This window comes from Luteolibacter pohnpeiensis (assembly GCF_016595435.1).
Lineage (GTDB): Bacteria > Verrucomicrobiota > Verrucomicrobiia > Verrucomicrobiales > Akkermansiaceae > Luteolibacter > Luteolibacter pohnpeiensis.
The window spans coordinates 37,644-60,137 of the sequence record NZ_JAENIJ010000027.1; the positions used below are offsets into that span (position 1 = coordinate 37,644).

The 22,494-nt window shown below is 53.5% G+C and carries 13 protein-coding genes; 11 read left to right on the forward strand and 2 right to left on the reverse strand.

Features of this window, described 5'->3' with window-relative positions; translation table 11 throughout:
- Positions 1-16 precede the first annotated feature (16 nt).
- Both JIN85_RS15255 and JIN85_RS15260 read left to right on the forward strand, forming a co-directional pair.
- Positions 17-5,659 carry an RHS repeat domain-containing protein gene (locus JIN85_RS15255; RefSeq protein ID WP_200272274.1) on the forward strand — a complete coding sequence of 1,881 codons (5,643 nt, stop codon included), beginning with the start codon at positions 17-19 and terminating at the stop codon, positions 5,657-5,659.
- Positions 5,660-5,697: 38 nt separating this feature from the next.
- Positions 5,698-6,246 (forward strand): hypothetical protein, encoded by a 549-nt coding sequence (locus JIN85_RS15260; protein WP_200272275.1) that lies wholly within the window; start codon positions 5,698-5,700, stop codon positions 6,244-6,246.
- 342 nt (positions 6,247-6,588) lie between these two features.
- On the opposite strand, the gene JIN85_RS15265 is transcribed toward JIN85_RS15260, so the two are convergent.
- Complete coding sequence (locus tag JIN85_RS15265) at positions 6,589-7,914, reverse strand: tyrosine-type recombinase/integrase (RefSeq protein WP_200272277.1); 1,326 nt, start codon at positions 7,912-7,914, stop codon at positions 6,589-6,591.
- Positions 7,915-8,381: 467 nt separating this feature from the next.
- On the opposite strand from JIN85_RS15265, the gene JIN85_RS15270 reads away from it, so the two are divergent.
- From JIN85_RS15270 to JIN85_RS15300, 7 genes are all read left to right on the forward strand, one after another.
- Positions 8,382-8,525: a hypothetical protein gene (locus JIN85_RS15270; RefSeq protein WP_200272279.1), complete on the forward strand. Its 144-nt coding sequence runs from the start codon at positions 8,382-8,384 to the stop codon at positions 8,523-8,525.
- A gap of 42 nt (positions 8,526-8,567) precedes the next feature.
- Positions 8,568-11,369 (forward strand): type I restriction endonuclease subunit R, encoded by a 2,802-nt coding sequence (locus tag JIN85_RS15275; RefSeq protein WP_200272280.1) that lies wholly within the window; start codon positions 8,568-8,570, stop codon positions 11,367-11,369.
- Between the two features lies 1 nt (position 11,370).
- On the forward strand, positions 11,371-13,029 hold the full coding sequence (locus JIN85_RS15280; RefSeq protein ID WP_200272283.1) for a class I SAM-dependent DNA methyltransferase: 1,659 nt from the start codon (positions 11,371-11,373) through the stop codon (positions 13,027-13,029).
- Positions 13,029-14,669: a restriction endonuclease subunit S gene (locus tag JIN85_RS15285; protein WP_200272285.1), complete on the forward strand. Its 1,641-nt coding sequence runs from the start codon at positions 13,029-13,031 to the stop codon at positions 14,667-14,669. Before JIN85_RS15280 ends, JIN85_RS15285 begins: the two co-directional genes overlap by 1 nt.
- Positions 14,666-16,717: a restriction system-associated AAA family ATPase gene (locus JIN85_RS15290; RefSeq protein WP_200272287.1), complete on the forward strand. Its 2,052-nt coding sequence runs from the start codon at positions 14,666-14,668 to the stop codon at positions 16,715-16,717. Before JIN85_RS15285 ends, JIN85_RS15290 begins: the two co-directional genes overlap by 4 nt.
- A 4-nt stretch (positions 16,718-16,721) precedes the next feature.
- Entirely contained in the window at positions 16,722-17,810 is a 1,089-nt protein-coding gene (locus JIN85_RS15295) for a hypothetical protein (protein WP_200272289.1), read from the forward strand.
- A 516-nt stretch (positions 17,811-18,326) separates the two neighbouring features.
- A complete protein-coding gene (locus tag JIN85_RS15300) occupies positions 18,327-18,683 on the forward strand; it encodes a DUF2200 domain-containing protein (RefSeq protein WP_200272291.1) in 357 nt (118 codons plus the stop codon).
- Between the two features lie 24 nt (positions 18,684-18,707).
- On the opposite strand, the gene JIN85_RS15305 is transcribed toward JIN85_RS15300, so the two are convergent.
- Positions 18,708-21,788: a right-handed parallel beta-helix repeat-containing protein gene (locus JIN85_RS15305; protein ID WP_200272293.1), complete on the reverse strand. Its 3,081-nt coding sequence runs from the start codon at positions 21,786-21,788 to the stop codon at positions 18,708-18,710.
- A gap of 240 nt (positions 21,789-22,028) precedes the next feature.
- On the opposite strand from JIN85_RS15305, the gene JIN85_RS15310 reads away from it, so the two are divergent.
- A complete protein-coding gene (locus JIN85_RS15310; RefSeq protein ID WP_200272295.1) occupies positions 22,029-22,277 on the forward strand; it encodes a FitA-like ribbon-helix-helix domain-containing protein in 249 nt (82 codons plus the stop codon).
- Positions 22,274-22,494, forward strand: a 221-nt coding sequence (locus JIN85_RS15315; protein ID WP_200272297.1) for a PIN domain-containing protein, incomplete at its 3' end; no start/stop codon positions are given. The genes JIN85_RS15310 and JIN85_RS15315, both read left to right, overlap by 4 nt.

A 22,494-nucleotide genomic window follows, 5' to 3' on the forward strand; every position in this document is an offset into this window, starting at 1 on the left:
TTTTAAATATTCTCGAATGAAAAGAACGTCCAAATTTCTCAAGAGACAACGCCAGCTCGCTATGGCCTGTTTGATCTCTGCTAGTGGGCTAGTTGCTACCCAATCAGCTTTCGCAACCAATCCAAAGACCCCACCTGGAGAGAAAGAAAATGAGAATCAAACCACCGATGGTGAAGCTCTTGACCCTGATGAAGGGAACTCGGATTGTTCGGGTGCGGAAAACCCCAGCGATACTAATACCAATTCGATAGGTAATGGATCTGGGGATAATTCAACCTGTAAGGTATGTGAGAAGAATGATTCTACATCACCGGATGAAGGAGGCTGTATCCGCGAAAAAATTCCATTTGCTATAGCTCCTAATGAGCCGGATCTTCCCGATGGCGTGCTGCAGCTTTATATTGATGCAACCGATTCTAATCTGGGTTCGCGGAAGTTCCTCGAATACTTTAGCCTGCCTGAAATGCAGATGGGTGATTTGGAGAACAATTCTTCAGACACTGGAATGAGTATCATTCAAGCAGGTGGCACCAATTTGACGTTCAAACTTGGAAACATCATTCCATCGGGTTCATCTTCAGCTGTTGGCTCCCCTATGGGCTCAGGAGCTTACAGTCAGGCCCGCGTGTCCTGGGTGAATTCAGCGGGAAGTTTTACTTCGAAGTCATCAGCAACTTTAGTACGACATTTCCGGGGATCAAACGGATCTGTCGATTATCCATCGTATGGTGGCAAAGCAGTCCGCTATACCACGCGCAAAGGGAGAGTCTACAATTTCCCGCTCGCCGGAATGGAAGTCATTCGCGAACGCGCCAACGGCGAACTAGTCATCAACGGTGAGCTGGGTGATGGTGTTCCACGTCAGGTCAAAACGGTAGCCGGACTGTTGGATATTGTAGTGCTTTCGACACGTTCTTACGAAATCAGACGATATGATCCATCCCAAGTGGGAAGTAAAGTTAGTGGTCTCTTCACCACGACTGGAAGTCCATTTTTCACCATGAAAGTGGAGGCTCCAGCAAATACAACCGACGAGCTGATTATTACCAAAACCGAGGGAACCGTGGTCACGGTGACTCACCATGAATGTGAGTTCAATGTAGGAACTGAGGTTTGGAATCAGGAAATCACGACCGGTGATTTTACATACACACGGAAACTTGAGCGGGGACCCTCACCTTTTGGAACTGGCTATAAGCGAGCAACATGGCAAGCTAAAATTGACGATAGTCCAGGGCAAACTTATTCAACTAGCACGGATCCGGATTACGAGCTTAAAGCGGATACCTATTACTACAGCCCGGTTTCTTCCACAGAAACGTTTTCCGACGGATACCAGAATACTTTGGGTCAGACATTATCAACGCCAACTTGGGACCCTAATGGAATTGGTCGACCTAGCACCCAAACTTCACCAAGTGGCGGGGATATCAGCTATTCTTATGGCGGGGCACTTGGGCGCATGACTGGCCGTGTAGCGACATCCGTAGCTGCATCCGGCAGTGGTGGAGGATCGCCTGCATCATTGAGCCGGAGTTATGTGTTTGACTCGATTATTTCAAACCAGACTCGGAAGTTGGCCGATTTCCGTCCCAGTAAGACAACTATTGAAGAGGATGGGGTCGTTACCGCAACAAAGTATTTTGTAAGCTACTCAGAAAACGGTGATTATATTGAAGCTGAGCAAATTACCCCTAGTGCATCCGCTTCATGGGATGCTACTGGAAATATTAAATCCTATAAGAAATGGTTTGGTTCAGGTGTAAACATAGGCAGGCTTGCATTCGAAAAGCATCAGGATGGGACTACTTCAAGTTACGACTACACGAGCTTGCCTGATTATGGCCTTCAGGTGACAACTTTGTCTGAGCTTGACGGCAATGGTGATCCTGTAACTGGATACTCGAAGCGATCAATCGTCACGCGCAACGCCTGCGGATGGCCAACGGCGACGACAAACGGAGTTTGGACAGGTAGTGCGTGGGTTGATTATGAAACCATCCATGAGACACGAGATGCGCATGGGCATGTTACGTTACGTACGCGAGAAGACGCAATCACCCAACAAACACGCACATTGCTGCAGCAGTCTTGGGACGGCGACTTGCTGACAAGCAGCACTGATGAGAATGGAGTGACCAGGTCATACACCTACTTTTCGGGCACTAGCGTCCTGCAAACGGTTACCAGAGAGGCAATCGCAGCTCAGGGAGATTACCCAGCACAAGCTGAAATCGTAACCACGTATAGCGGGAGCTTTACCGTCAATGCGGATCAAGTTCCGGAATGGCTATCTCGCACTACCACCACCACTGGAGGAACTCTATCCTTGGTAGAAACCGATGTATTTGATCACAAGGGACGAATTATATCGCATACTGATCCTGATGGATACGTTACTACTACGGTGTATTCTGATCATGATCTCAAACAGACAATAACTTATCCGGATACAAGCATTAAAGTTACTCGCTGGGACTCTGATGGGAACGTGCTTAGTATCACGGGTAGTGCAGTCGTTGATCGATATTTTCATTACGCACCTCGTCTAAACAATGCAGGTGGAATACGTATTACGACTTATTATGGTGTAGATAATGGTCTCCGCTATTCCATTGAGGAGAAAGATGGTGCTGGACGGCTGGTAAAGGAAGTCAATCCAACTTTCAATGCACAAGCTGATGCAGAAACTATTTATAGTTACTCTACTGATTTTCCAATAAAACACCCTCAGAAAATAGAGCGAATTAATCAGTGGGAAATTAACGAATTAAATAGCGTTGGAGAGCTGAATCATTCTGGAATATCAATTGATGACGATGAGCTGGTAACTAATTCGGCCACGGATCGAGTTAGTCGTACCTCGATATCTCATGAATCCGACTCCAACGGCATATGGGAAGTCACCAGATTATATGTATGTCCTGCCGAATCAGATTCGGCTGAAAAGTTAGTAAAAACTAGTAGGATAAAGTTGGGTGGATTTACAGGTAATACAATAGCAACTATCGAGAAATTAGATATTTCTGAAAACAATGAGACCACAGCAACAGTATTGAGTGGATCGGTTCGGATTGAAAGCATTACAGCTGACAGTTTCACCGGGTCGATTTCCAGTACCTTTTACGGTGATCGTTTGGTCGAGAAATCACTTCCAGGTGTTACCGGATCGACAAAATTTGGTTATGATGCATTGGGCCGTCGGAGCTCTACTAAAGATCCTAGACATGTTAACTCTTCAAGTGTGGTATATACCGCAAATGGCAACTTGATCGCCTCGGTATCGGATGCTGCTAACTATACCACTAGTTATTCCTATTACCCCAATGGCACTGTCGGTGGAGGGGAAATCAAAGCTATTACATTACCGGATACGACAGTTGGCTATCGTTTTTATACACTCCGTGGCGAATTGCAAGCGAGTTGGGGCAGTTTAACAAACCCCACTTGGCGGGAATATGATATTTATGGGAAGCTGAAAAATCTTTATACATGGAAAGAGGATCCGGGTTTCGATTTAAATAACATGCCGTCTTCCCCTCCAGCCGGATTTGCAAAGACCACTTGGGAATACGATGCTGGGACTGGGCTAGTTGCTAATAAACGAGACGCTACTCAAAATGGGGTTGATTACGAATACGATCGGCGTGGTCTTCTTGTTAAAAGAAGCTGGGCTCGCATCGTGGCTGGTTCCCGCCTAGAGACAGACTATGACTACAACTACTTCCGTGAGCTGCACCAAATCGATTACGCGGATGATACACCCGATGTTACGATTAACTATGACAGACTTGGTCGCGTTGAACATAGAGACAACGGAGTTGCCGCAAGTGATTTTGTTTATAGTCCGACTTCCTTGCTTGTTGATACGGAGACGATAAGTTATGACTTAGATCAAGATAATGCACCCGAATTAGTACGAGTTCTTGATCGAAGCCAAGATGTCTATCTTCGCAATTCAGGCTGGGAACTGATGGATGGTACGACCATCGAAGCTGCGACAGAATACAGCTACGACACAGCTGGACGATTGAAGACGGTGTCAAATCCTCAATTATCAGGTCATGAATTTGATTATTCGTATGATCCTAGTAGTTATAGTCTATTGGAAACGGTCACAGGTCCGGTCCATACTGTCAACAATGTTTGGGAAGACAATCGTGATGTTCTCGATACAAAGGAAAACAAAATTGGCACAGTGGTAGTCTCAGCCTATGATTACACGGAGAATGGTATTGGTCAGAGAACTTCGGTTGCGCAAAGCGGCAGTGCTTTTGCTGCCAGTCGGAGTTCGGACTGGGGCTATGATAGCCTTGGCCAATTGACGAGCTCCGATTCAAGCGTTGCGGGTCATGACCGATCCTACTTATACGATGCGATCGGAAATCGTAAGAAAAGCTCGAACACTCTGACCCTGCCTGCAACTGACAATTACACATCAAATAATTTAAACCAATACAGTGCAGTTGGAGCGATTAGTCCGCAATATGACTTAGATGGCAACGCGACCGCTTATCCTTTGCCGGTTGCTCCGTCGGCAAATGCCACCCTGGTCTGGGATGCGGAAAACCGCTTGATTTCATCAACTGTGAGCGGCACCACCACCACATATCAATACGATGCAGATTCAAAGCGCATCGCGAAAACCACCGGAACGACGTGCAATTATACCGTCTACGACAAATGGAACCCAATTGCTGAGTATACCAAAGTTGGAGCTGCAGTTGCGGAGTTGCAGCAATCGAACCTCTGGGGATCTGATCTTAGCGGAAGTTTGCAAGGAGCTGGCGGTGTTGGTGGTCTGTTATCGGTGAAACTAGGTTCTTCAGTTTACTGCCCTACCTATGACGGCAATGGTAACGTAAGCGAATATATTGGATCGTCGGGAAGCATTACGGCTCACTTTGAGTATGACCCATTTGGTAATATCACAGTCAATACCGACACTCTTGGACAGTTTCCGATTTGCTTTAGCACCAAGAAACGGGACGTTGTAACGGGTCTGCTTTACTATGGTTATCGTTATTATGATACGTCAACGGGTAGATGGCTATCCAGGGATCCGATCAAGGAGAAAGGGGGGGAAAACTTGTATCGGTTTGTCACGAATAGCAGCGTCAATATTCTCGATCGACTGGGCTGCGATCCAATGGGACATCATCAAGTCCCGAGAGCAGTGTCCAAAGGGATGTCTAAGGAAATTCGAAAAGTCTTCGATAAGCCAGAAAATAGAATTGATAAACCGGGCTACAAGTCCCACGATGGAAAGAACTATAACGGAGTCTCTAGACAGGAATATCAAGATGCAGTTAATAAAGAATTGGACGATTTCCTTAAGGAGAAAGGCAAGTGCAAAGACGATATGACTCCGGACGACGCTCAAGAATTCGCTGACCGTATAAAAAACTCAGATGATCCCACAATCAAGGACTACAATGAGGGGGTTAAAGCGGAGATGGAAGCGGAGACAGCGGAAGCGGCAGAAGGAGCGGAAGGAGCGGAAGCAGCAGGAGGAGCGGAAGCAGCAGGAGGAGCGGAAGCAGCAGGAGCAGCGGAAGCAGCAGGAGCAGCGGAAGCAGCAGGAGCAGCGGAGGCGGCAGAAGCTGGTATAGGAATTGGAGAATTGCTTGAGTTCTTAGTGCCGTTTATTTTCCTTTGATTGTTTATTAAAACATAACAGGTGTATTCGTGAAATATATGAGTGGTCATGATTCCGATATTCCCGATCTTGAGGAGATTCTGAGATCGGCAAGTGATTCAGAAATAATATCCTCAGTTTATGGGGCCGTCGAGGATGCGTATGGATATGATCGAATTGTATCATGGAATGAAGATGTTCCGTTGACGTGTCGAGTTATTGGTCATGTCGTGTCGACATCGTGGTATCTTCTTGGTGAAGGTTATGCGCGATTATTTAATCTAAAATGTAATCACGAGGCTTTTGTTGAATGTTTTAGAATAGTCGGCCTCGATGGGATTGCTGATATGGTGAGATCCGATATTGAGGTTGTTGGGCCGGAAGTTCTTGGTGATACAGACAAAATTATCGAGAAATATGGCTCATGGAACGATTTTGAGAATTTCTGTAGCGGCTCGGAAGATATGTTTATGGAGCATGAAAAGGAAATTCGTGAAAGGATCGTGGCTTTTATTAAAGAGAATCTGAGCGAGTTGCGAAGCATCGGGCCGGCGGTCTGGCACAAACTACAGGCGCGGCGAAATAGAGCGCATAGTACTTCTTCCTGAGTGGTAGTATGATCAAGTGGACTTGTTACCTTTAAATAGAGTGTAGGTGAGTCGGATTGTTTTTGGTTTAGGCGGCTAATTCGGCGGCGAGTGGGGTGGTGTAATTTAGGGGGGGAGTGGAGACGGCTGGTGTGGTAATAGACTTCGATGGATTCAAAGATTTGTTGGCACGCGGTTTCCTAGGTTTTGAATATGCCGTTTGCTGTGACCTGACGCATTCCCCTAGAAATTAGTGAGGCAATTGATATTCCGGGTGTGAATCATTGCGCGTTCCTCATGGACGTGAGATTCGGGGCTGTTTTCACGCTACCAGATCCATTTGACGTGGTCGAGAGGAGGTCCTTATCCATTGAATAGCTCGAATCTCGGAATGATCCGTTGCTTCTTGTCGGCGTAGATCGCAGCGGTGATCTGGATGTCGCCGTGGCGGAGGTGGCGGGATGCAGCGTAAATACCTTGTTCCGAAGCGATGATTGCGCCGACTTCCTTCCTGAGTTCGTGAATGGGCTTACGGGCCGTCACGCCTTGGCTACGCAGCCACCGAACCAGCTTTTGGAAATGCGTCTGGCAGCGATACGCTCCCTTTAGTGCTTTGTTGGTGCTGGGATCGGCTTTGGATTCGATCACGAATTCCCCGGTAGCTGTTTTGGAGAATTCCTTGAAAACCCGCGCCAGCTCTACACACAGATCAATCTCACCAGCAGAATCGTGGCTTTTGAGACGGTGGTATTGGCTGTCTTCGACATGGAGAACATGGTTTTTGAAATCAAAGCGCTCCCACAGGAGATGGTCGATTTCAGAAGCGCGAAGCCCGCAATACAGGGCCAAGAGAAACACCTTGTAAGCTTCCGGCTCTTCTTTACGCAAGGTTTGTTCTGCCGCTCTGAGAATTGCTGTCACATCCATTTTGCTCTGATACCGGGCGGGTTTGATGTTGTCGATTGTAACCCCATCGAAGGGGAGGGCTTCGGGCAAAACCAATTCCTTGGCGATCAGGGGTATAATTTGTTTCGAGAACAGCGCTTTTGCGTTCCGAATTTGACTGTTTACCGTTACTTCCGCCCGGCGGCGGGACGCGGGATCGTGCATGGCCTGATCCAGCCGGAAACGCTTCCATGCATGAATATCGCTTGAGGTGACATCGCGAAGAAGTACTGCGTCGACGCGTTTTTTCCAGGTCTTTTCAATACTAGAGTCCACCGCCTTGGTGGACTGGCCTTTCTCAATATCATGTATCCAAGCCACGATCTTGCGGAAAGCCTGAACGTAGGTCTGGAAGCTTTGCTGGCGGGTGGTTGAGTATTTCCGCACCTCCTGAATGAAATCGCCCACCGAGGCGGCATCCTTCAGCGCTTCTCGTTCGACTGCTTCCGGCTTGAATTGTTCGAGGGCAGCATCCCATCCCTCGGCGACGATCACTCCGTAGATTTTCGCGGAGAGGCTCGCGGCATTGTCCTTGTTGGAGGTTCGGAGAGGGAAGCGGACTCGGCGGTTCCGGTGAACGATCCGAACGCTGTAATCCGGCGAAGTTTGGCCGGATTTGCTCGTGACCTTTTCTACGCGGTTTTTCCAGTAAGCCACCTTCGTCCGGGAAATGCCCAGTTGGGACGACTGGGCAGAAACTGGGCAGAATGAAACGGATTTCTCTGTCTTACGTTGGCTTTTCATGACGGGGAAATTTAGTCAAAAAATACCTGTAATATCAATAAGATAAACAGGTTATTAAATTAATTCCGAGTCGACGTGCGACAAGCTGAGACAGGGTGAGATAGATATTTTTCTAGACTAAGGATCTAGTGGGGAGACCCGTGGAGGTTCGAGTCCTCTTTCGAGCACCATCCTGTTGGATATGTGGAATACATGAAAGGCGAAGGAAGCAATTCCTTCGCCTTCGTTGTTGTTACGGTTTTGCGCTTCCGAGATGGTTGCTGGTGTTGCGGGGATTGCTGGTTCGTTGTGAATTCAGGATTTCCGGTCTACTGCGATCGCGAGCGCATTCAAGACCCAGGGGTCATGCTTACCGATTCGCAGCAGGGAATGAAAGAGGGGGGGTGTTTCTGATATTTTGATAAGTAATTGAAACCTGAGAATTGTCTTCCTGTCAGTAAGATGACCGCTCAAAGTTCATTCGCAAAATGCCTGCCTGCAGATCCAAGTTTTCTCCTAAGCCTGAGAAAAACAAACTCTTCGAATCCTGGAACTGGGACGCCGCCCGCTCGATCCTTAGCGCGAAGGACGCGCCGAAATACGAGAAATACATTCTGAGCGCCAACAAATAGTCCTTTCTGGATCATGAGCCGCGCCCTGAATTAGCGATACAAATGTCCTCTGAATACCAAACGCGTAAGGAAATCATCGACCTCCGTCTCAAAGGCGCCGGATGGGATGTCTCCGATCGTACTCAGGTAATCAACGAGTTTTTCGTTGCTAGCGGCTCCAGTGCCGCTCTGCGCGAAGATCCCGTTCCATACGGCTCAGCCCGAGAATTCAGCGACTACGTCCTCGTCGGTAAAAACGGTAAACCGCTCGCCGTCGTCGAAGCGAAGAAAACCTCGAAAGACGCCGAAATCGGACGCGAGCAGGCCAAGCAATACTGCTTCAATATCCAGATCGAGCAAGGCGGCGAGTTGCCCTTCTGCTTTTACACGAACGGCCACGACATCTTTTTCTGGAACCTCGGCGAAGCTCCTCCTCAAAAGGTCTACGGTTTTCCAACCCGGCAAGACCTCGAACGCCTGCTACATCTCCGGAAGCACAAGAAGCCGCTTAACAGCGAACTCATCAACATCGCCATCGCAGGCCGCGATTACCAGTTGCAAGCTATCCGCTCTGTAATGGAGGGCATGGCTCAAAATCGTCGTCAGTTCCTGCTCGTCATGGCCACGGGCACCGGCAAAACGCGCACCTGCATTGCTCTTGTCGATGCCCTCATGCGGGCGGGCGTCGTACAGCGCACGCTCTTTCTCGTGGATCGGATCGCCCTGCGCAACCAAGCCCTCGACGCCTTCAAAGAGCACATCCCCGATGAACCTCGCTGGCCGGAGCCCGGCGAAAAATCCATCACCACCGACCGCCGAATCTACATCGCCACATACCCGACGATGCTCAACATTGTCCGCGACGAAGAAAACACACTCTCCCCGTTCTTCTTCGACCTTGTCGTCATTGATGAGAGCCACCGCTCCATCTACAACACTTACGGCGAGGTCCTCGACTACTTCCATGCCATCAAGCTCGGTCTCACCGCCACACCGCGCGACGTCATTGACCACAACACCTTCGCTCTCTTCAATTGCGAGGACGGTCTGCCCAGCTTCGCGTTTTCCTACGACGAGGCCATCAGCCACGTCCCGCCGTATCTCTGCGACTTCCGGGTCCTGAAGATCAAAACCAAGTTTCAGGACGAAGGCATCAGCAAGCGCACCATCAGCCTCGAAGACCAGAAACGGCTCATCCTGGAAGGCAAAGACATCGAGGAAATCGTCTTCGAAGGCAGCGATCTCGAAAAGACCGTCACCAACCACGCCACGAACGCCCTCATCGTGAAGGAGTTCATGGAGGAATCGATAAAGGACCCCAATGGCGTCCTTCCCGGCAAGACCATCTTCTTCTGCATCTCCATCGACCACGCCCGCCGCATCGAGCGCATTTTCGATTCCCTCTATCCCGAATACAAAGGCGAACTGGCCAAGGTCATGGTCTCCGACGATCCCCGCGTTTACGGCAAAGGCGGGCTGCTCGACCAGTTCACCCGCAGCGACATGCCCCGCATCGCCATCAGCGTGGACATGCTCGACACCGGCATCGACGTGCGAGAAATCGTGAACCTTGTCTTTGCCAAGCCCGTTTTCAGCTACACCAAGTTCTGGCAGATGATCGGTCGCGGCACCCGCCTGCTTGAGAAAAACAAACTCAAAGCCTGGTGCCCCGAGAAGGACGTGTTCCAAGTCATCGATTGCTGGGACAACTTCGACTACTTCAAGCTCACACCCAAAGGCAAGGAGTCCAAGCCCCAGATCCCGCTGCCCGTCCGTCTCGCGGGCATCCGCATCGACAAGATCGAGGCCGCCCAAGTCCTCGGCCATCCCTCCATCGCCCAGAAGGAAATCGCCGCCCTCCGCGCTCAGCTGGCCGCCTTGCCTGCAATGTCCGTGACAGTCATGGAGGCCCGCGCCGAGCTTGCCCGCTGTGGGGCTGATGCCTTCTGGAAACCCCTTACCGCCGATGGAATCGCCTTTCTCCGCCACGCCATCCAGCCGCTTTTCCGCGTTGTTTCGCAGGCCGACTTCAAGGCCATGCGCTTTGAAAAGGATGTGCTGGAAGCTTCCCTCGCCCAGCTTAAAGGCGAGAAGGAAAAGTATGCGGCCCTCACGCAGAGTCTCACCGCGCAAATCAGCGAGCTGCCCTTGTCCGTGAACGTTGTCGCGCAGGAGGCCGGACTCATCCAGAAGGCGCAGATGAACCACTCCTGGGCTACGATGACCGATCAGGGCTTCGATCACCTGACTGAGCGTCTCGGCCCGCTCATGCACTACCGGGATAGCCGACCCGAGGGCAAAGGACCGGCCAAGTTCAACTTCGCCGACGTGCTGAAATCCAAGGAATACGTCGAGTTCGGCCCGGAGCACGAATCCCTCAGCATCGCGCAGTATCGCCAATTGGTGGAGAAGAAGGTCAATGAACTCACCGCCAGCAATCCCGTCCTCCAGAAAATCCGCGATGGGCAGCCGGTGACCGAGGAAGAGGCAGAGGCTCTCGCCACCCAGCTTCACGATGAGCACCCGCACATCACGCTCCAGCTTTTGCGGCGGGTCTATCATCATCAAAAGGCCCCGTTCATTCGCTTCATCCGCCACATCATTGGCATCGAGGTGCTGGAGAGCTTCCCGGATACAGTCTCCCGATCCATTGACCAGTTCATCACCGAGCATCCCACGCTCACCAGCCACCAGCTCCAGTTCCTCGGCCTCCTGCGCGACTTCCTCATTGAGCGCGGCGACATTGAGAAGCGTGACCTGATCCAGTCCCCTTTCACCATCCTTCACCCGAGCGGGATTCGTGGCGTCTTTTCGCCCGCCGAAATCAACGAAATCCTCGCGCTAACCGGACGCCTCGTCGCCTGATATGCTCCAACTCAACGCCAAGCTCAAAGCCCTCATCGACAAACTCTGGGACCGTTTCTGGTCCGGCGGCATTTCCAACCCGCTCTCCGCCATCGAGCAGATCACCTACCTGCTTTTCATGAAGCAGATGGACGAACTCGACCTGAAGCGCCAGCAGGACGCCGAGTTCACCGGCGACACCTACACGTCCCGCTTCTCCGGCAGATACTACCTGCCACAAGACCGTGCCCGGGCGCAGGAACTGGAACAGCCGAAGGACAACGAGACCGCCGCCGAAAGGAAGGCCCGCGAAGATGAGTTGAAACGCCTGGCCATCGATAAGGCGACCCTCCGCTGGAGCTACGTCAAAGAGATAACGCCAGTTGCTGACATGCTCACCCACGTCCAGACGAAGGTCTTCCCCTTCATCAAGGATCTCAACGGTGACGGCAGCGCCTTCACCCGGCACATGGCCAATGCAGTCTTCATCATCCCCAGCGCCAATCTCCTGCAGGGCGCCATCCAGATCATCGAGGACATCTTCATCGAGATCGAGCGCGACGCCCGCGATTCCGGCCACCTGCATCAGGACATCCAAGGCGATGTCTATGAAATGCTGCTCAACGAAATCAGCAGCGCCGGAAAGAACGGCCAGTTCCGCACCCCGCGCCACATCATCAAGCTCGTCAGCGAACTCGTGAATCCCCAGCTCGGCCACCGCATCTGCGACCCCGCCTGCGGCACCGCCGGATTCCTCCTGGATGCCTACCAATACATCGTCACCCAGCTCGCCGTGAAGAAGGCGAAGAAAGGCCAGACTTTCGCGGCCGACGAGGACGGCTTCATCCGCACCAGCGTCAGCGGCCAGCTCACGCAGGACACCAAGGACATCTTAGAGCAGAGCCTGCATGGTTACGACTTCGACAGCACCATGGTCCGCCTCGCCCTCATGAACCTCATGATGCACGGCATCGACAATCCCCGTGTCGATTACCAGGACACCCTCAGCAAGAGCTTCACCGAGGAGGGCGACTACGACATCATCATGGCCAACCCGCCCTTCACCGGCAGCATCGACAAGGGCGACATCAACGAAAGCCTCCAGCTCAACACCACCAAGACCGAGTTGCTCTTCACCGAGCGCATCTTCACCCTGCTCAAGACCGGCGGCACCGCCGGCATCATCGTCCCCCAAGGCGTCCTCTTCGGTTCCAGCGGCGCCTTTGTCGAGGCCCGGAAGAAACTCGTCGAGGAGGCCGAACTCAAAGCCGTCATCTCACTGCCCAGCGGCGTCTTCAAGCCCTACGCTGGCGTCGCCACCGCCATCCTCGTCTTCACCCGAGGCGGCAAGACGGAACACACCTGGTTCTACAACCTCGCCAACGACGGCCTCTCCCTCGACGACAAACGCCAGCGCATCGAGGGCAGCCAGCTGCCCGATGTCGTCGCGAAATGGAAGAGCCGCGATCCGAAGGAAGCCAGCGACCGCAAGGCCAACCACTTCTTCGTCCCCGCCAAGGAAATCCGAGATAAATCCTACGACCTCTCCTTCAACCGCTACAGTGAGGTCGAGCACGACGAAACGGTCTATGAGGAGCCGAAGGTCATCCTCCAGAAGTTGAGGACGCTGGAGGACAAGATTCAGGAGGGAATCACAGAACTGGAAGGGATTCTGAAGTGATGGAGCTCGTTCCAGTTTCCAAACTAGCTACCCAGATCCGGGGCGTGACCTACGCCAAGGGTGACGCGATTGACACTCCTAGACCGGGATACGTGATGCTTCTCCGTGCAAACAACATTGGTGAACACGGTTTGGAAACGGAAAATGTTGTATATGTTCCCGAATCTCGCGTGGCTTCGAAACAGCGGCTTCTGCCCGGGGATATTGTCATTGCAGCTTCGAGTGGGAGTCTAGATGTGGTCGGGAAAGCTGCGCGCGTAATCGAGCCGCTTGATGCTACGTTCGGTGCTTTCTGCAAGGTTGTTCGACCCGGCAAGGGGGTGAATTCCTCCTATCTGGCCAGTTTCTTCCAAACTGAACACTACCGCCGCACTATCTCCCGTCTTGCTGCTGGCGCGAACATAAACAATCTGCGGAACGAGCACATCGACAACCTCGAACTCCCGCTTCCTTACAGGGACGGCAAGCCCGATGAGGACGAACAAAAGCGAATCGCAGCGGTGCTGGACAAGGCCGATGCCCTCCGGCGCCAGCGCCAGGAATCCCTCCAACTCACCGAAAAACTCCTCCAATCCGTCTTCATCGACATGTTCGGCGATCCGGTGATGAATCCGAGCGGGTGGGATACGCTTCCTCTGGAGAAACTTTGTGAAAAGATCGTTGATTGCCCACATAGCACCCCCGTCTATTCGGAGACATCAACCGGATTCTACTGTGTGCGTTCCAGCGACATTCAGAATGGCAAACTCGATCTGGCCTCTGCTCGGCAGGTGTCAGAGTCGGTTTTCAAGGAACGCATTGCGCGGCATGAACCTAGCGCCGGAGAAGTTATTTACACCCGGGAGGGTGGACGGCTCGGTTTCGCAGCACAAGTTCCACAAGGGAAGCGCATCTGTCTGGGCCAGCGGATGATGCTTTTTAAGGCGAGGAAAGATGTGTCCACGAATACATTCCTCGCAAACCTCCTTAATTCTGAAGGCATCCGCCGCAAAGTTCTCAACCTCGTAGGCGGAGGAGCGGCACCGAGAGTCAACATCAAGGATTTGAAAACGCTTATCGTGTTTCAGCCGCCGTTCGAATTACAGGAACGATTTGAGGCATTTGCCGCATCGCTTCAGACTCAGGAGGAGTCGCTCGCGCAATCAGCGAAACAGGCAGAGCGATTGTTTGGTTCTATCCAACAGCGCGCCTTCCGAGGCGAACTCGACCTGAGCCGCCTGGTTCTTGACCCGGCAGAAGATCGGCTCACCAGGATTGCACCGACCAATCCCATCACCAAACCAAGAAAGCCAAAAACAGCGGTCCGCTTCCTTGAAACTCCACCTGCGCTTGAGCCAAGCCTCAAGAAGCTCGACCGCACCGTCCAAAAAGGCGACCCGATTCCATGGTCGTTGGACTATTTCAAATTCCGCATTCTCGCCGTCCAGCCGCGTCCGTTTAGCTTTTCAGATCTGATGCAAAAGGCAGAGGCCGTTTTCGAAGAGCCACCTCCGTATGAGACGATTCGAGACCTGATCTTCGACCTGCTCGGACAGGACGGAAAGCCCGCCTTCCTGCGCCAGCGTTTCGACCTCCAAACCGACGAGGAAAGCAGCGAGATCACGGGCCGGAAGGAAATCGTTTTCGAGCCCGTGTCATGAAGCTCCTGCGCCTAAAACTGGACTCGGACTTCCGCAGTCTCCGCGCAGGCTTCGAAGTGGATTTCCTGCGCGAGTGGGACCGTGACCGCTTCGACGAATTCCATCCCTACTGCCTCGTTGGTCGCAACGGCAGCGGCAAGTCCAACGTCCTCGAAGCCCTCGCCGCGATCTTCTACCACATCGAGAGCATTTACCTCGGCGACCGTCCCGATGATTTCGAGCAGAATCAATACAAGCTTTTCTTGATCCCGATGGACTCGGGTGAGGAACTTCCTAAGAAAGAACAGTCGGCAGTTTGTATTGCCAAAAATGCACGCGGACTAGCGGTGCGGATATTCGATCAGTTCGGGGCAATTTTATTCGATGGAACAGAGACCGAGCTACAAGACCTCGAGAAGGTTGAGAATCTTAAGAGCAAACTCGGGCCGTTTCTTGACAGAGACGAAACTATTTTTTCACAGGACCAGCAGTGGCAAATTGTCGAGGCTGCCCTTGTTAGTGCGGACATACCAAATCCAGGATTTTGCCCTCAGGTATCCGAACCGGACGCCTTTGAGCTGGAATACCTCATACCCGACCTTCCGTCAAAGCGAGGGAAGGTGATTGCCTTCTACAAAGGCCAACTCGTTGCCCACATTCGCATTGCCAAGGAGGTCGGCCAAAGCCCTGTCATCCGCTACGCCGCTGGATCTCCGGACTCCAAAGAGCCAGGAGAGGAGCTGAGCCGACAAGAGGTGCCGTTTTACCTGCCGCAATACGTCCTCGGCTACTCCTCGGGCCACAACGAGATCCTCAGCCTACCGTTTTTCAAGATGCGGCTGATCCACTTCGATGAATACCGTGACAAGCTCATTCAGAGGGTGGATTACCCCGGTCGCCCGGAAGGCCGGATGATCTACCTCGATGACCAATTCAGCCAGGTCATCCTTCTCTGCCATTTCCTCTTCCCGAGCGAGGCGATCACCCGCGTCTTCAAGGACAGGATCGACCTCGAAGGCTTCCGCTGCTTCCGGCTCATCATCCGTCGTTTCCACCGCATCGAACTGGAGCAGGCACCATCCGCCAATCCCGCTTCCGCCCAGGAGTCCAAGCCGAAGGAGACCGCCGAACTCACCGAAAACCTCTCCGGCATCATCGACAAGCTCATCAAGTGCGCCACCACCTGTTACGAGGATCGGACGCCGTATCCAGATGATGACGACGCTCACGACCTCTACATTGACTACTGGATCGACGACGATGGTGAGGCCCGGCGCGCCTTTCACACCCATTTCGCCGATAGCACCGGTGGTTCTGAAGAACTCAACAAAGCCGCCTCCGCGCTGAACCTGTTCCATGCGTTCCAGACCCTGCTCACCCTCAACTACTACAAGGTCGATCCGCAAACCAAACAGGAGCTCTACGAATCCGCCAGCCTCTACGTTAACGAAACCATCCCCACACCTGCCTCCCATGAGCGGATCGCCCGCTTCAAGGACAGCCGAATCCTCAAGCCAGGCGTCAACGAGCGCATCTACCTCAAGGCACTCTCCGACGGCGAACACCAGCTCCTCCACACCATCGGCCTCTGCCTGCTCTTCCGACACAAACCCGCTCTCTTCCTCCTCGACGAACCCGAAACCCACCTCAACCCAGATTGGCGAGCCTCCTACATCTCCACCCTCCGCGCCGCCCTCGAAGCTGACGAAGCCACCAAGAATGTGATGCGCGAAGTCCTGCTCACCTCGCACTCACCCTTCATCATCTCCGACTGCCGCAAGGAGAACGTTCTCGTCTTCAGCAAAGACCCCGAGACACGCGAAGTGACCTGGGCCCGCCCCGATTTCGAAACCTTCGGGGCCTCCGCCAACGCAATCACGATCAAGGTCTTCGGCCAGACCGAAACCATCGGCGACTACGCCATGAAGACCATCACCGCCTTCCGCCAGCGCCTCGACGCGGGCGAAGACCCCGACAAACTCATCAAGGAAGTGGGGAAGGAACTCGGTGATTCCGTGGAGAAGGTCCTGTTCGTGAACCAGGCCCTCAACAGGAAGGAGGACAAGTAGCGCCATGCTTTTCAACTACCGCTACGTCTCGCACCCGATCGAGACCTTCCAGGTCTGGCTGGATCACCTGGTGAAGAGTGTCTGGTGCCGCAACGATGGGGCTCCCTACTCAATCGACCTTCTTCATCCGGACCTGAAGGGGGTGATCCTCGATATCTACAACACTGAAGAGGATACCACGAAGGGGAAGACAGGGGACTGGCTTTACGGTCCAGTTCAGCGAATCGACGCGCTTTTTCAAATAAAACTCGATACCCTTCAACGCACCCAAGTTGGCAACTGGTATGACCACAACAACGACATCGAAGCCCTCTGCGGAAACGATCCGAAGAAGATACCCGGGACCTACGCGGACCTACGTGCCATCAACGCCGATTTGGAGAAGGAGTTGAAGGACTTCTGCAAGAGCCTCTTTACTGACGTGATCCATTTGAAGGCCGTCACCCGCCGAACAGCCGAGATTGACTCCCACTACGATGCCTTCGTGACCGTGAATGACGAAGGCAAATGCCCCTATTGCGGTTACGGCGACATCAAGGGCCTATGCCACAGCAAACGGGAAGCCTACGACCATTTTCTCCCCAAAGGCACTTATCCCTTCAATTCCGTCAATTTCAGGAACCTCGCGCCGATGTGCCACGAGTGTAACTCCAGCTACAAATTGCAGAAGGACCCCGTTCGCCACATTGATCCGCTGCACATAGCCAAAACGTCAACTCGCCGAAAAGCTTTTTATAGCTACGCCACTGCTTCTTCTGACATCTCCATCGACATCGCCTTCATCACCACAGACATCGCAAAATTGGATAAAACCGACATCTCCTTGACCATCACCGCCTCAGGCCGAGACGAAGAGGTCGAATCCTGGAAAGACGTCTTCGGCATCGAAGAGCGCTACAAAGCCAAATGTTGCGCCAAGAATGACGGGATGGCTTGGTTGAGCCGTGTCGTTGAAGAATATGAAAACTATGGCCTGACCCGTCAAAAAATGCTCGAAGCCGAATTACGTGCCGCTCAGAGCAAACCTTGGAATGACGTCAACTTCCTCAAGGGACCCTTCCTCGTCGCCTGCCAAAAGGCCGGCCTCATTTAGCTTGTGATGGACGGGCTGTCGGATGCGAGCTACATTGGCTCCACCGGCACGTCGGTGGATGAGACGGCATTCGGCAAGGCGACCTTAAAGAACTTCGGCGGTGAGGACTACCGGGCTGCCTGCACAATTATTCCATCGCCGAGTGCATCGACGACAAGACACCGCTGCCGCTCTACTACAGCTCGCTCCGAACGAGAGGTTGGAGCGGTCCAAGGGCAGCGATGTGTAATTTTCAATTGAATGGTTTTGAGGTTCGATGAAGTCGGGGATTCGTGGGTTTCGCCCCTTCAGGGCTCGATATTTTTGTTGGGATTGAAACCCAGGGTTTCACCCTGGGCTGTCTCATTTGGCCCCGTCGGGGCGGGAAGAGGGTCCCGTTGGGCAAGGGAGAGGGCTCAGTTGGGGAAGGACGAAGGCCCCGTTGGAGCGGGCGGAGTGAGGTGGGACCGTAGGTTTTGGCATGTTTGTTCCAACTCTCAGAGTTGCCTTGCAGGGGATTTTTTCGGAGAAGTGGGAATGGCCGGACATCGGATTGAATCGACACCCTTTGCGAAGGTGTATCCGCTTTACCTTGCGAAGGTGGAGAGGAAGGGCAGGAGTAAGGAGGAGCTGGACGAGATCCTCCACTGGTTCACGGGTTGGCAACCGCAGGAGTTGGAGGAGGAAATTGCCCGCGAAACCCGCTTCGATGAATTTTTCGCGAGAGCACCGCATTTGAATCCGGCCCGGCAGTTGATCCGTGGGGTGGTTTGCGGTGTCCGCGTTGAAGAAGTGGAGGATCCGTTGATGCGGGAAATTCGCTACCTCGATAAATTGGTCGACGAACTCGCGAAGGGTAAGGCGATGGAGAAGATTCTGCGCCGTGATGCTTAGTAATTGAGAAATGCACCTATCCCATCAGTTGGCGGATTCAGGAAAACTCAGGCGATAGAAGAGGCGGGGGACGACGCTGGGGTCGGTGATGAGGTCCAGCTGGAGTTGGGTCTGGGTGGCGTCCTTGGTGGTCGCGGGATTGGCGAGGTAGTCGATGCCTTCCACCATTGGGCTCCAGTCATTCAGGTTCTCGGATTTCTGAAGGGTAGGGAGCACATCGGTCGCATCGTTGCGGTAAGTGACTTGTAGTAGTTGCCCTTCTAACAAAGGGGAGAGTGTTGGATCGGCTGCGGCGGTGGGATCGGCTCCCAAGGCGTAGTCGCCAAAGTTGGAGATGCCATTGCCGTTGGCGTCGGCCGCAGGATCGAGCTCTGGATAGAGGGTGGCAAAGGTGACTCCGGAGGGGCCTTCATAGGCTCCCAGATCGATCACGGAATTTTGAACGCGGGGTTTTCCTGCGAGATCGAGCGATGAGTCATTGGCGGCATCGTCCCCGGCATCGAGAGCGGGCGAACCGGTGAGCAGGCGGAAGTCGCCTGCAGTCGAGGGAGTGCTGGTCGGAGAAATGGGATCAACGAACCTGAGATCGAGCTGGGCATCGGTGCCATCGAGATTGCCGGAGCCGGTTGGGTTCCATTGAGCCAAAAGGCTATGCGAGAAAGTGCCAAGACTCGAGTCCATTTCAAGCGTCGCTGATGCGGAATCGACGATTCCTCCGGCCGAGTTGTTCCAGATGATGCAGTTGTAAAATTCGGCGCCAGCCAGGGTCGATGCGCCGACTCCGCCACCTGAAAACAGGGCGCGGTTTCCGCTGATGGTGCAGTTGATCAAGGTGGCGGTGATTTCCTCGAGATAGATGCCCGCTCCTTGCTCGGCCTGGTTTCCTGAAAACAGGCAATTTTCGATGGTGACGTCATCGGACTCGATTTTGAGGCCGCCGCCCCGGCCGGGGGAGTCGCATTGATTGCCTTGGAAGGCGCAACGTTCGAGAGTCACCTGGGCACCGGACTCGATGACCATTCCGCCACCGCCGCTGAAGGTTTGGGAGTTGTCGATGAGGTTGTTCGAAAACGAGCTGTCGGTCATGACCAGGGAGACGGGGCCGGCGACGAGCATGCCGCCTCCTCCGGCGCTGCCATTGGCTTCATTGTCGCGGATGATCGAATTTTCGATGTGGCAGTCTCCCATGCGCAGTGCGATCCCGCCGCTATGGCCCAGAGCGAAATTTCCGCTGATGATGAGATTTTGCAGGGTGAGGTTTTCTCGATTGTCGATGCCGCCCGCCTGAAAGTTTTCCGAGCCGTCGTTGAGGCTGGCAAAGCCTGCGGTGACGGTGAGTCCATCTAACAGAACATCGGAGAAACTGTCGTCATCCCCATCGTCGATTTTCACAACGTGGACGGCATTGTTGGTAACATTGCCGAGGGAATCGTCATGGGTGAGATCGCCGGAAAGGATCGTGGGCCATGTGGCCGGACTGCGGGCGGACATGGAGCCATCGCCACCACCCGATGGGAATCCGCCGTAGAGGCTGGTCCTCTGCGCGATGGCAAAGCTGGTGGTGCGATCCGAGGCCAATTCGGTAGCTCCATCGGCGGGAGCATAGGTGCCTTCCGCGATCCAGATTTGCTGGTCGAATCCGCTGCTTGCGAGCGCTTCGCGCAAAGTGGGATAAGCATTTCCCCAAGATTGGCCGTCGGCATTGCCGGTCGCAGCAGCATCGACGAAGAGAGTCGCTGCGTGCTCGTAGGCGCCGATGTCGATGGTGGCGGCTTGGCGAGGATTGCCGGCGAGATCGAGGGACTCTGAATTCAATTCCGAGTCCCCGGCGTCGATGGCTGTGGAAGGGTAGAGCAGTCGGAAATCGCCCGCTCGATTGGGGGCTGCACCGGGATTGATCGGGTTTGCAAATTGAGGGCTGTTCGAGCTGAGGTTGCCGTTGAGATTGCCGGTTCCTGAAGGATTGTAGCCCTGAATCAGGCAATGGTTGTATTCGGTGTTCGTCACCGGATCGATGGAAGATTGCCGAGTTCCGGTTCCAGTTTCGTCGCGGTTATTCCAGATCAGGGAGTTGAGCAAGCTGAGCTGTCCATCCTCACTGGTGATGCCGCCCGCCTCGATGCCAGCCCGATTTGCGGCAAGGGTGCAGTTGATCAAGGTGATCGTGGAGTTGACGTTCGCGATGGCGCCGCCTCGGACATCGGCGTAATTGCCGGAGAACAGGCAATCGGAGAAAATGGCGGAAGTGTCGATATTGTAGACGGCTCCGCCGGTGTTCCCGCAGACATTGGCGAGGAACCGGCAACGGGTGAAGCGGATGGGATACGCTGAGTTGTTGCGAATCGCGCCGCCGGTGCGGCTATTCCCGACCACGCGATTGGCAATGAAGTCGCAGTCGATCCATTCCGGTTGGGATGAGCTCGATATGGTAATCGCGCCTCCATTGAGTAAGTTGGAGACGTTGCTTTCAAAGCGGCAGGAGGTGATGACAGAATTCGAGCCAGTCAGATGCAGGGCCCCGCTGTTGTTAGACGCCTGGTTGTCGATGAAAATGCAATGAGTCAGCGTGGGTGAAGCGGAATCGCAATACATGCCGCCACCCCGGTGCTGATTGTTCGATGAATCTCCATCGGCGTAGCCCAGAGTGATCGTGAGGCCATCGAGATGAGTGGCTTCGGTGATGGTGCTATCGGCGAAAACGACGTGATAGGAGTTGTCGGCCCGGTGACCGGTATCATCGGGGTTCTGCAGCAAGTCGCCGGAAAGAATGGTTGGATGGGCATCAGCATCGCGGGCGGTGCGAACCAGTTCCGTGCCGGCGAAGCCGCCGTAGAGCGAGACTCCCTCGATCAGGTTGAAGGAGACCTCGCGATCGTTGTCAGTGATTCCAGTTCCCTCATCCGGGTAGTAGGTGCCTTCAGCGATCCAGATTTCATCGCCGGAAACGGCGGCTGCCAGTGCGTCCTGAAGGTAGGGAAAGGCTAAGGACCACTGCGAGCCATCCGGTGCGGAAGCCTCCGAGGTGGCTTCGACTCGCAGGATGCCGGCGCTGCTGAGCCCGGCGGAGAAAGCGAGGGCAAAAAAGAGAAGAAATGCTGGCTTCATGAGTGGGGACAGTGGTTTTCGAAGGCGCTGCGCAAGGAAAACACAGCACCAACCACCAAATGGGCTGGAGTGATGGGGTTCCAGACTAGGGAAATAGGCCCAGGGGGAAAGCGGAAACTGATTCGAGTGCGTTCGTGCGAAACCTGTTAGGCGGACATCCGGGTTTTACTAGATCGGAGCTGGCCCATCTTGACATCAATGATTGCATTGATTACAATGATCACAGAGAAGGAGGTATTCATGGCAAACATCACCATTCGGGATCTACCCGATACCACCAAGGAAAGTCTGAGGGTTCGGGCCGCACAATCGGGCGTTTCATTGGAGGCTTATGTCCGGCAAATTTTGCAGGAGGCGTCAAAAGCGAGGTACCCGCAGTCGGCAAACCTGTTCGAGCTGTCGCGTGAGTTTTTCGGAGCGGGTGAGGGCGTTGAATTGGAGTTGCCTCCGCGGAATTCAAAGCGCCTGGTTATGGAGTTCGACGCATGATTATTCTGGATACGAATGTGATTTCGGAACTGATGCGTGAAGTTCCCGACGAAAGGGTATCTTCATGGCTGACGAAGCAGAAAATGCTGAATCTGGCGATTACGACAATCACGATTGGTGAAATCCAGTATGGCATCAAACGCCTCGATCGCGGCAAGCGGCGTGATCGATTGGCGGATCATTTCACCGGATTTGTCGCACAGGGGTTTGAAGGGCG

Coding starts and splice junctions, on each gene's coding strand:
- JIN85_RS15275 (WP_200272280.1), top strand. CDS start 8,568: ATGTCCTCTGAATACCAAACGCGTAAGGAAATCATCGACCTCCGTCTC.
- JIN85_RS15255 (WP_200272274.1), top strand. CDS start 17: ATGAAAAGAACGTCCAAATTTCTCAAGAGACAACGCCAGCTCGCTATG.
- JIN85_RS15265 (WP_200272277.1), bottom strand. CDS start 7,914: ATGAAAAGCCAACGTAAGACAGAGAAATCCGTTTCATTCTGCCCAGTT.
- JIN85_RS15280 (WP_200272283.1), top strand. CDS start 11,371: ATGCTCCAACTCAACGCCAAGCTCAAAGCCCTCATCGACAAACTCTGG.
- JIN85_RS15270 (WP_200272279.1), top strand. CDS start 8,382: ATGCCTGCCTGCAGATCCAAGTTTTCTCCTAAGCCTGAGAAAAACAAA.
- JIN85_RS15290 (WP_200272287.1), top strand. CDS start 14,666: ATGAAGCTCCTGCGCCTAAAACTGGACTCGGACTTCCGCAGTCTCCGC.
- JIN85_RS15300 (WP_200272291.1), top strand. CDS start 18,327: ATGGCCGGACATCGGATTGAATCGACACCCTTTGCGAAGGTGTATCCG.
- JIN85_RS15305 (WP_200272293.1), bottom strand. CDS start 21,788: ATGAAGCCAGCATTTCTTCTCTTTTTTGCCCTCGCTTTCTCCGCCGGG.
- JIN85_RS15295 (WP_200272289.1), top strand. CDS start 16,722: ATGCTTTTCAACTACCGCTACGTCTCGCACCCGATCGAGACCTTCCAG.
- JIN85_RS15260 (WP_200272275.1), top strand. CDS start 5,698: ATGAGTGGTCATGATTCCGATATTCCCGATCTTGAGGAGATTCTGAGA.
- JIN85_RS15310 (WP_200272295.1), top strand. CDS start 22,029: ATGGCAAACATCACCATTCGGGATCTACCCGATACCACCAAGGAAAGT.
- JIN85_RS15285 (WP_200272285.1), top strand. CDS start 13,029: ATGGAGCTCGTTCCAGTTTCCAAACTAGCTACCCAGATCCGGGGCGTG.